We start from the raw sequence: 9,184 nt of genomic DNA on the forward strand, positions 1-9,184 counted from the left end.
GAAAATCAACATCATTAAAACCTTCGGGTAGCTGTGGTCGACGAGACATCTGTTCTAGATAATGCATGGTAATGATGCCTAAGCATAGTTGGCGGCAGCTTAAGGATTTAGAAAATGCGATTGGTATAACCTTGTGCGTAATCCCAAGGCCTCACTCCACTTTTCTGTGAAGGTGGGAGATTTGTTTTTCAGAGCAATGGCGTAATTATGAAGATTTTTCAGGAAGTGTTTGGAGCCACGCGCTCCGGTGAACCGGTTTATGCCTTCCGTCTCTGTAACCAGAAAGGCATGGAAGTCACCATTCTGACCATGGGGGGAATTATCCAGAGCATTCGTGTTCCGGATAGCGCTGGCGATCTGGGCGAAGTCACCCTGGGATGTGACTCGGTGGCTGATTACGAGCGATCCAGTGCTTATTTTGGCGCCATTGTTGGCCGTTACGCCAACCGTATCGCCAGGGGAGAATTTGCTCTGAATGGTGAGCTGTTTCAGCTGGCCTGCAACAATGCACCCAATCACCTGCATGGTGGCAAGGTCGGGTTTGATCATCGCCTCTGGCATGCAGAGTCTCATACCAGAGACGACCTCTGCACACTGTCCCTTCACTATGAGTCAGAAGATGGTGAAGAGGGTTACCCCGGCAAACTCAATGTTAACGTCACCTATACCCTGAATAACCAGAACGAGCTGGGTATTGAGTATCGGGCAACGACGGATGCCCCTACTGTGGTTAACCTGACCAACCATGCCTATTTCAACCTTAACGGCAGCGAAGACTGCCTGAATCATAAACTGCAACTTCACTGCAGCCAGTTCACCCCAACGGATGAGACCTCTATTCCCTATGGTGAGATTGAGCAGGTTAACAACACCCCCATGGACTTCACCGCCATGAAGCCTATGGGCCAGGATATAGGCCAGAGCTTTGTTCAGCTGAAGCAGGCCAGAGGATACGACCATAACTGGGTTATCTGGATGAAGAGAGGTAATGACCATCCTCTGAACCCTGTCGCCCGGGTAGAAGAGCCTGAAAGTGGCCGAACACTTGAGGTATTTACCACTCAGCCGGGCGTTCAGTTCTATACCGGTAACTATCTGGAAGGTGAGCCCGCACGAGGTGGCAGCCAATACGGTATGCGGGCCGGTTTCTGTCTGGAGACCCAGCACTTTCCGGATTCACCAAACCGACCTGAGTTTCCATCGACTCAGCTGAACCCAGGTGACACCTACCAGGAGAAAACAGTGTTCCGGTTTGGAGTGATTTGACCTGACTATAAAAAAGGGACTTAAGTGCTGCCGGTAATTCTTGCCAGCAGCACTCAGCTTTATGCAATCTCCATCCTTGCCTTACTGAATTGCGTGACAGACACACTGATGTCATCAATTGGCCTGCGTTTACCGGGCGGAAACCTGCTCAGCGCGTCGTCCCAATTCCTTTCGGCAGTATTAAGCAGCATTCTGGCCAATTCATCTGGAGTGCCATATTGTAGAGCCAGATCCCTAACCTCTGAGTTAGAAACCATATCCCACAAACCATCCGATGCCTGAACAACCCATGGAAACCTATCAATATCCACACGAGTAATCCTGGGTTCAGGATTGATTAAAGAACTGATTTCAAGAGTTTCAGTATCTCTATTTGGAGGAAAAAAATAGAGACCGATTGCAGAGGTAACAGACAATACACCGTTAACTTTATTATTTTTAACAAAGCCCCCCTGCTGCACAATTTTCTGTTGATGCTCAGGATTACTGCACCGGCTATCTTCAGTAGCCTGAAGAACAATCCCTTTGTCATTGGGCATAACAATGGAGCGGGTATCACCAAGGTTAGCAAACCATGCATATTGACCGGTCTGAAGCATTAGGCTGACAGTTGAACCCATACCTTTATTCAGCTTTCCCTGTGGAATTTTTTTGATGTTTTCATCTACCCGCTGTTGAATATTTTCGAATGCCAGTGACAAAGCACAGTAGATACTGGAAGTGCTCACCTGCCCATGGCAGGAGCGCTGTATAGCATCAAAAAGCACTGCAGGAAATTCTGATTGAATCTGCCTGGATACATTCTGGCCTCCATGGCCATCGCAAACAATGGAATAGAAAAAAGACGTTAGCTTGCCGCCAACGACAAGCTCAATACTGCCAGAGAAAAAAGTATCTTCATCTTTTACACTTTTGTATTGAGCATTGGCAGAAGTGGCTTTTATAAAAGGGTCATATAAGAAGTTGCCCATATTCACAGAGGAAGTTTGCTGAGTAAGGCCGCTATCACCCCTTATCCAAACATTCCTCTCATTGGCTTTTGTCATGTTCTGTGCAAGTGCTGATTCAATCCATTGCTCAATCACCGCTGGTTCCGAGCTACCGGCTCGTTTTACAAAAAACTCCGTTTGTGCTCGTTTCAGCTTCTCGTGTTCATCTTTTGTCTGATCCCCCATTCTGTTTTCCGGATTACTCAACACGGCCAGGCTAGTGCTACTCAGAGGATGCATGCCCCTGGGACTATGATTGTTCCCACGGCAAAAGTGGAAAGGATTGGCTTCAGCAGAGCTAACCCCTTTCTGAATGGCAGGTGGTGTATTTTCATCACTGGTACGGCGTTTTTTCGTTGCTGATCCAGCTCTCTCTGCAGTAAATAAATTAGAAGCAGCGGCTATATCGATAGTAAGAGGCATAGTTCAACTCATAAATTGTCTGGAACCTCTTTAGAACCCTGGTTTTAAAAGTTGTTCAACCTCCGATAGATTTTTCGTCCATAAGGCCAGCGGTTAAAACATCCTGAAGACCTAATGCTCAGGCTGCATTGATGGAAATAACCAGGGACGTTAGCGTTTTTTTTAATTTATTTTGTAACATCTCACCGACTCCCTCGTTGTATTGATAAGCCCGCGATTTGCGGTCGGTAAAAACGACAGGAGAGTCACCATGACAACAAAAACCAGCAAACTGACCAACCTGGTTGCCGCCACCCTGGTTTCCGCAGCGTCCGTCACCGTCAGCGCCGACATGACCGGCTCCATCACCTCACTGAACCATGGCTATGAAGGCATTGTGCTGGCTGAGAAGCGAGTGGATGAAGGACGCTGCGGTGAAGGCAAATGCGGTGCTTCATCGGCACCGGTAAAAGCGGACGAAGGTAAGTGTGGCGAGGGCAAATGCGGTGGTGACACTGCCGTCAAAGCGGATGAAGGCAAGTGTGGTGAGGGTAAGTGCGGTGAATCAGCCAGCAAGGATGAAGAAGGCAAGTGCGGCGAAGGCAAGTGTGGAGCCGCCTGATGAAGCCTCTTCATTCACTCTGCGGTGCAGGCCTTGGCCTGCGCCGGGAGCATCTCCAGAGCATGGCCAGCGAGGTGCCATCCACCGTTCAGTTTCTGGAGGTAGCCCCGGAAAACTGGATTAAAGCCCCGAAGCAAAGACGTCAACTGCTGGCGCAGATTCTTGAGCATACACCGCTGGTTTGCCATGGGCTTTCCCTGTCACTGGGAGGTCCTGCCCCACTGGATATGGATCTGCTGAAAGCGATTAAGCGTTTTCTTCAGGAGCATCAGGTGGTTCGTTATACCGAGCACCTGAGTTACTGTTCTGACCAGGGACACCTCTATGACCTGATGCCAATCCCGTTTACGGAAGCCGCTGCCCGCTACGTTGCTGACCGCATCAAGCAGACCCAGGACGTTCTGGGTGAGCCCATTGCGGTGGAGAATGTCTCCTATTACTGCGCTCCCGGGCAGCAGATGCCGGAAATTGAGTTTATCAATACAGTGCTGGAGCTGGCGGACTGTGAGTTGCTGCTGGATATCAACAATATTTTTGTGAACAGCATCAATCATGGTTATGACGCGGATGCATTTTTACGGCAGTTACCATCCGAGCGTATCAGCTATGGCCATATTGCCGGTCATTATGTTGAGCAGCCGGATCTGATTATCGACAGTCATGGTGCGCCGGTTCGCGATGATGTCTGGCAGCTGCTGGGTAAAGCGTATGAATACCATGGTGTTTTCCCAACGCTGCTGGAACGGGACTTTAACATTCCACCATTACATGAGCTGGTTGCAGAACTTGATTCAATACGCCGAATTCAGCAGTCCGTGATGAATCAGCAGAAGGAGTATGCCTGTGGATGATTTTCAGGTAGTGCAGCAGCAGTTCACTGAGGCTATACGTCATCAGACCGATAATCCGTTTAATCAGATAAAGTCCGAGCGCTTTGCCGTTTATCCCCGGCTGATCCGAAACAATATCGTCAACTTTGTCAGCCAGGGCTTTCCGGTGCTGACAAAGCTATTGACGGAAGCTCAGATCAATCATCTGGTGGATCGCTTTATGATTGAGCACCATGCCAGCTCTCCCTATTTTATTGATATCTCCGGAGAGTTCCTGGCCTGGCTTAATTCAGCTCCGATGTCTGATCAATCGCACACTCTGCCACCCTTTCTTCAGGAGCTGGCTCACTATGAATGGCTGGAAACCCATTTGCTGGGCAATGAACAGAACGAACCACCAGCCGAGGTAATCACTGATTTTTCAGACAGTGAAAACGAGCTGATATGGTCAGTCAATGCCGTAGCCGGTGCTTATCAATACCCTGTTCATAAAATCAGCCGTGACTTTCAGCCACAGACCGCTCCAGAACAACCAACCCTGCTGATTATTTACCGTCAGGAAAATGAAACCCGGTTTCTTACTGTCGATGCATTGGCCTGGCAGCTGTTTCAAACAGCCTCTACCCTTGATCAGCCGCTGAACCGGGAGCTGCTGATCAACCAGACACTGCAACACCTGACGACGGCCGAGCGAGTTCAGGTTAAACCATACGCTGAGCAGGCACTGGTGAACTATCATCAACTGGGCCTGATTCTGGGAGCGGTTGCCGATTGTTGAAGAAAATTGACTCCAGCTCTTGTCAAAATCATTGGAGGAGAAGCAATAATAGGAGGCTGTGACAACGTGCAGGGTGACCAACAATGAAAAAGCTGCAGCTAACCGGATCAGCCAGAGAGCGTGGACACCTTCATGGTGAGCTGATGCGTGAAGAGATCCTTACAGTACTGGACTATTATCGCTCCCGCTTTCTAACCGACAGAACAATGCTGCAGAGCCATGTGGACCTGCTGATGCAACGGCTGATGGCATTCAAGCCTGAATACCGGGTTGAAATGGATGCCATAGCCGAAGCGTCGGGTGTTGAGCCATTCTGGATTTACTGCATCAACGGCCGCAGTGAACTCATGTCATCCCCCGCTCCCACCGAATGTTCCTCCATCGCCTTTCCTCAGGAGGGCCTGCTGGGACAAAACTGGGACTGGGCCCAGGCTCTGGAAGGTCAATTAGCCCTGGCAGATATTGAACTGGAATCGGGCCACCGACTATTGACCATGACCGAACCCGGAATGCTGGCCAAGATTGGAATGAACTCTGCCGGGCTTGGTGTCTGTCTGAATATTCTGCCCGCCAATCAGAAACTGACCGGTCTACCGGTGCATTTTCTGCTCAGGGCACTGCTTGAATGCCAGTCCTTAGAGGAGGCCAGAGCGCTGATCAAAAGCCATGGTGCCGGAAAGGCCAGTCATGTCATGGTCGCCGATCAAAAGACTACCATTGCCGTAGAACTGGCACCGGATCAGCCCTGGTTTCAATCAACAGAACAGCCGGTTTACCTCCATACCAATCACTACCTTCAATCTGGGCAGGCTCAGCCCACTTCAACTCGCCACTGTACAGAAACCCGGCTGAAAAAGTTGAGGGAGGCGATTCAGCAAACGGCCAAATTAGACCTGAACGCTATGCAGCAACTACTCAACGAAAATGAGCAGCCTTACCCGATTCTGCGCCCTTACAGCTACCATGAGTTGACTGGTAACGGTGGGACGCTGGTAACGTTGCTGATGGATCTTCGTGAACGACAAATGCTGCTAAGGGAAGGTTTTGATCCAATGGCAGGTTTTGACAGTTTTACCTTTGACTGAAAACCCAAGGGGTATTCTACCCTTTGGGTGAACTGTTAATTTTATCCATTACTGACTGTACTTCATCATCAGAAGCCTGCTCACTGACAGAGCGCTCGGCCAGCTTTTTTATGGCCGCAAACTGTCTGACAAAACGGCGACAATGACGACACATCATCAGGTGCATCCGCATACTCAGGCGCTGTCGCCAGTTCAGCTCATCATCCTGAAGCTGACCCGCCATGCGCTCGATATCCCGACATTTCAACATATGCCTGTCTCCTGAAAATGTTCAATACCGGAATACAGCTTTGCCCGCGCCCGATGCAGGAGAACCCTGACATTCGCCGCCGACTCGTCAATAAAGCCAGCGATCTCTTCCAGTGACATCTGGCTGAGATCTTTCAGGCCAAACACCAGACGCTGTTTTTCTGGCAACGTGGTGATTTTATGGTTCAGACAATCCATCAGTTCACGTTTGTCCAATAATGCCTCTGGCCCTCCCAGATCCCAGTTAGACGGAGGCTGCTGCCAATGGCCGTTGGCCTTAAAGCGGTGAGCCATCGGTTCCTCTTCCGGAGCATCGGACAGGAATTCCCGCTTCTGCCTGCGGTAACGGGAACGGGCTTCATTGGCAGTAATGGTCAGCAACCACCCTTTAAAGCTGCCCCTGGGCTCCCATTCCGGCAGTTTCTGATGCACCGTCAACCAGGCTTCCTGAACAATTTCATCCGCATCGCTTTCGCCTACAATAGGCAGAGCAACAAAGCGCATCAAGCGGTAGTATTGCCTCACCAACACCGTAAATGCCTGCTGATCACCGTTTTGAGCCTGTTTAATTAATAACGTTTCATCGTCCATACCGTTACAAATCCAGGAATGAAAAAAATGACATTCACACTGTAACAATCTTCTCCCTGGTGCGTTGAATGAATAACGACAATAAAAAGCCCAGGGAGACAGCCATGAATAAGATTGTGTCACTCTATCAAAAAACAGTGGATTACCTCCATCACGCTGATGGACTTCCGCTACTGGCTCTTCGCCTCTACCTTGCCCCCATCTTCTGGATTGCCGGCACCAATAAACTGGCACACTTTGACGATATTGTGATGTGGTTTGAGCACGGTCTTGCTCTCCCCTTCCCCTGGCTGATGGCGGCACTGGCAACCTGGACAGAAATTATCGGTGCGGTGCTACTGATGGCGGGTATGGGAATTCGATTGATTTCAATCCCTCTGACCATCACCATGCTGGTTGCTATTTTCGCGGTGCACTGGCCCCATGGCTGGCAGGCCATTGCCGATCCCGGCAGCGTTGCCCCCAATGAACACGCCGCTGAAGCAACAAAAAGGCTGAATGGTTTTCTGGGCTGGCTGAAGTCGAACCATCCAGGCCGCTACCACTACATTACCGAGTTTGGCAAACCGGTGATTCTGAACAATGGCATTGAGTTTGCGGCAACCTACCTGTTGATGTTGCTGGTGCTTTTTTTTCAGGGAGCCGGGCGTTATGTCAGTCTGGATTACTACATGGAAAGAAAGCTGTTGAAAAAATAAGCTGAAGACAAAAACGTCAGACACGTTCTGACGTTTTTGTCATTTAATCATCATGCCATTTCAACAAGAGGAAATACCCGGTCAATGTCTTCAGAAAGAAAAGGCCTTCCTTTAGCATTCACCGAAGTACCAATAACCAGGGCATCAATAGCCAGCTTGTTATCCCGTTTACGGAAGATTCTCTGCTTAAAACCAAATTTCAGTTTGGAAAGCCGTACCGGTTCTACTTCTACATAAAACTCATCCCCGGGTACCAGCGACATTTTGTAATCCATCTCACTTCTCAGCACCATCAGGTTAATCTTCTCTGCTGCCAGTCTGGCAAAGTCGATATCGTTAGCGTGCAGAAACTCATGCCGTGCATGCTCCAGATAGTTGAAGTAGACACTGTTGTTTACGATTCCCTGCAAGTCACACTCATAGTCACGAACCTTCATCTCCAGACTGAATGGCATGCTTTACTCTCTCGAAAAATGAATTGCTTAATTGAATCACATCATCAACGAATAGCGAAACTATGACTTCTCATCTATTTTTGTACAAGCTTATGGGACAATTGCCTGCTCTCTTTAAAATTAATCTGCCCATTGGCCATGAAAAACAGGAATCGTAAACCTGCTTACCCAAAGACTCCTGATAAGTAACATTAAATACATCAGCACAAAATTATAATAAGAGTACAGGTAGACGTTGGATTTTCACCAAGGCACAGGTTTCTTAACATGGCAACTCCCATGACCAGCCCAGGGCAACGCATCACGCTCGATCAGTCATCCAGAGAACATATTGCCCCGAAGCACAGTCCCTTCACTGCAGAAACTCAGCCACCTGCCAACATGGTAGCCTTCGGTAGAAAGCTGGAGCACAGTCAGACTGGCTTAGAAGTAAGACGACTGCATTATGCTTCCACTCACAGGGTTCCCCTTCATCAAAGGCGGATGGAGTCAATAGAATCCGAGGAAGCAGAGGAGGCAAAGAAAGAAGCAGCAACAGATCCGACATACAGTAACTATAAAAAACTTTATGATGACCTTTTTGAAAAATATCAAGGGAATGTGTTGACCTGCTGTATAAGAGGCTTTGGCATGACCGATTTAAAAGCTCATCTTGTTGATGTCATCGAAGGTTATTTCGAGGAGTTCCGCCACATTCCAATTACGTTGACGGGCAATACCGACAGGCTCGGTTGCTTTATCAAAACGGCATTATTGATTTATTGCAAATATAAAGAAAAGTGTCTTGATGTGGATCATCAGCTCCGCCCGAGGTTTGAAGCCGATTTTGAGAGTATTGATAGACTTCACTTAAAACTATTTTGTAGGATCCATAGTACATTCAAAGAAAGCGGTGAGATTATTACGAAGGTTCTAAAAGAGAAAACCCTGTCTGAAGTTATGATAGCTGACAGTTACCCAAACATTTACCTGATTACCACCTAACCTAAGCCATTTTCTCGTCTAAACTTACGACACTGGTTTTCCTTGAATTAGGAGACGTGTCATGGCCAAAAACAAAATCCAGTTTCAGAAAGGCATGAGCCTTGTGGCGTTCTTTCAGCAATACGGACAGGAAGAGCAATGCCGAGATCAGTTTTTCAAATGGCGCTGGGCGAATGGTTTTGAATGCCCTCTGTGTTGTTGCCGGGAGTATTGCATCCTGAAAACCCGAGAGCTT

At 48.6% G+C, this 9,184-nt stretch carries 12 protein-coding genes; 8 read left to right on the top strand and 4 right to left on the bottom strand.

Annotation, left to right across the window (positions count from 1 at the left end):
- Positions 1 to 207 precede the first annotated feature (207 nt).
- Positions 208 to 1,266 carry an aldose epimerase family protein gene (locus AK963_RS21515; protein WP_066017479.1) on the top strand — a complete coding sequence of 353 codons (1,059 nt, stop codon included), beginning with the start codon at positions 208 to 210 and terminating at the stop codon, positions 1,264 to 1,266.
- Positions 1,267 to 1,325: 59 nt separating this feature from the next.
- Here AK963_RS21515 and AK963_RS21520 read toward each other — a convergent pair whose 3' ends face one another.
- Positions 1,326 to 2,678, bottom strand: coding sequence for a PP2C family serine/threonine-protein phosphatase (locus AK963_RS21520; RefSeq protein WP_066017480.1), 1,353 nt, complete (start codon positions 2,676 to 2,678; stop codon positions 1,326 to 1,328).
- 250 nt (positions 2,679 to 2,928) lie between these two features.
- On the opposite strand from AK963_RS21520, the gene AK963_RS21525 reads away from it, so the two are divergent.
- The 4 genes from AK963_RS21525 (at position 2,929) to AK963_RS21540 (ending at position 5,972) form a co-directional block, all read left to right on the top strand.
- Complete coding sequence (locus AK963_RS21525) at positions 2,929 to 3,279, top strand: HvfA family oxazolone/thioamide-modified RiPP metallophore (protein ID WP_066017481.1); 351 nt, start codon at positions 2,929 to 2,931, stop codon at positions 3,277 to 3,279.
- A complete protein-coding gene (locus tag AK963_RS21530; protein ID WP_066017482.1) occupies positions 3,279 to 4,130 on the top strand; it encodes an HvfB family MNIO-type RiPP peptide maturase in 852 nt (283 codons plus the stop codon). Before AK963_RS21525 ends, AK963_RS21530 begins: the two co-directional genes overlap by 1 nt.
- Positions 4,123 to 4,887: an HvfC family RiPP maturation protein gene (locus AK963_RS21535; protein ID WP_175404595.1), complete on the top strand. Its 765-nt coding sequence runs from the start codon at positions 4,123 to 4,125 to the stop codon at positions 4,885 to 4,887. The genes AK963_RS21530 and AK963_RS21535 overlap by 8 nt, the downstream gene beginning before the upstream one ends.
- Before the next feature lie 83 nt (positions 4,888 to 4,970).
- The gene (locus AK963_RS21540; RefSeq protein ID WP_066017484.1) at positions 4,971 to 5,972 is read left to right on the top strand and encodes a C45 family autoproteolytic acyltransferase/hydrolase; all 1,002 of its coding nucleotides are present in this window, start codon (positions 4,971 to 4,973) and stop codon (positions 5,970 to 5,972) included.
- Between the two features lie 16 nt (positions 5,973 to 5,988).
- On the opposite strand, the gene AK963_RS21545 is transcribed toward AK963_RS21540, so the two are convergent.
- Positions 5,989 to 6,222 carry an anti-sigma factor family protein gene (locus AK963_RS21545; RefSeq protein ID WP_066017485.1) on the bottom strand — a complete coding sequence of 78 codons (234 nt, stop codon included), beginning with the start codon at positions 6,220 to 6,222 and terminating at the stop codon, positions 5,989 to 5,991.
- Positions 6,216 to 6,812, bottom strand: coding sequence for an RNA polymerase sigma factor (locus AK963_RS21550; protein ID WP_066017486.1), 597 nt, complete (start codon positions 6,810 to 6,812; stop codon positions 6,216 to 6,218). Before AK963_RS21550 ends, AK963_RS21545 begins: the two co-directional genes overlap by 7 nt.
- A 68-nt stretch (positions 6,813 to 6,880) precedes the next feature.
- Here AK963_RS21550 and AK963_RS21555 point away from each other — a divergent pair, with 68 nt between their 5' ends.
- The gene (locus tag AK963_RS21555) at positions 6,881 to 7,510 is read left to right on the top strand and encodes an HvfX family Cu-binding RiPP maturation protein (protein WP_238593810.1); all 630 of its coding nucleotides are present in this window, start codon (positions 6,881 to 6,883) and stop codon (positions 7,508 to 7,510) included.
- Between the two features lie 50 nt (positions 7,511 to 7,560).
- On the opposite strand, the gene AK963_RS21560 is transcribed toward AK963_RS21555, so the two are convergent.
- Positions 7,561 to 7,965, bottom strand: coding sequence for an acyl-CoA thioesterase (locus AK963_RS21560; RefSeq protein WP_066017487.1), 405 nt, complete (start codon positions 7,963 to 7,965; stop codon positions 7,561 to 7,563).
- 267 nt (positions 7,966 to 8,232) lie between these two features.
- On the opposite strand from AK963_RS21560, the gene AK963_RS21565 reads away from it, so the two are divergent.
- Both AK963_RS21565 and AK963_RS31500 read left to right on the top strand, forming a co-directional pair.
- Positions 8,233 to 8,949, top strand: coding sequence for a hypothetical protein (locus tag AK963_RS21565; protein ID WP_066017488.1), 717 nt, complete (start codon positions 8,233 to 8,235; stop codon positions 8,947 to 8,949).
- Positions 8,950 to 9,010: 61 nt separating this feature from the next.
- Positions 9,011 to 9,184, top strand: a 174-nt coding sequence (locus tag AK963_RS31500) for a transposase (protein ID WP_139117575.1), incomplete at its 3' end; no start/stop codon positions are given.

Origin of the sequence: Endozoicomonas atrinae (assembly GCF_001647025.1) — a bacterium.
Lineage (GTDB): Bacteria > Pseudomonadota > Gammaproteobacteria > Pseudomonadales > Endozoicomonadaceae > Endozoicomonas > Endozoicomonas atrinae.

Coding starts and splice junctions, on each gene's coding strand:
- AK963_RS21550 (WP_066017486.1), bottom strand. CDS start 6,812: ATGGACGATGAAACGTTATTAATTAAACAGGCTCAAAACGGTGATCAG.
- AK963_RS21525 (WP_066017481.1), top strand. CDS start 2,929: ATGACAACAAAAACCAGCAAACTGACCAACCTGGTTGCCGCCACCCTG.
- AK963_RS21545 (WP_066017485.1), bottom strand. CDS start 6,222: ATGTTGAAATGTCGGGATATCGAGCGCATGGCGGGTCAGCTTCAGGAT.
- AK963_RS21515 (WP_066017479.1), top strand. CDS start 208: ATGAAGATTTTTCAGGAAGTGTTTGGAGCCACGCGCTCCGGTGAACCG.
- AK963_RS21560 (WP_066017487.1), bottom strand. CDS start 7,965: ATGCCATTCAGTCTGGAGATGAAGGTTCGTGACTATGAGTGTGACTTG.
- AK963_RS21565 (WP_066017488.1), top strand. CDS start 8,233: ATGGCAACTCCCATGACCAGCCCAGGGCAACGCATCACGCTCGATCAG.
- AK963_RS21555 (WP_238593810.1), top strand. CDS start 6,881: ATGAATAACGACAATAAAAAGCCCAGGGAGACAGCCATGAATAAGATT.
- AK963_RS21520 (WP_066017480.1), bottom strand. CDS start 2,678: ATGCCTCTTACTATCGATATAGCCGCTGCTTCTAATTTATTTACTGCA.
- AK963_RS21530 (WP_066017482.1), top strand. CDS start 3,279: ATGAAGCCTCTTCATTCACTCTGCGGTGCAGGCCTTGGCCTGCGCCGG.
- AK963_RS21540 (WP_066017484.1), top strand. CDS start 4,971: ATGAAAAAGCTGCAGCTAACCGGATCAGCCAGAGAGCGTGGACACCTT.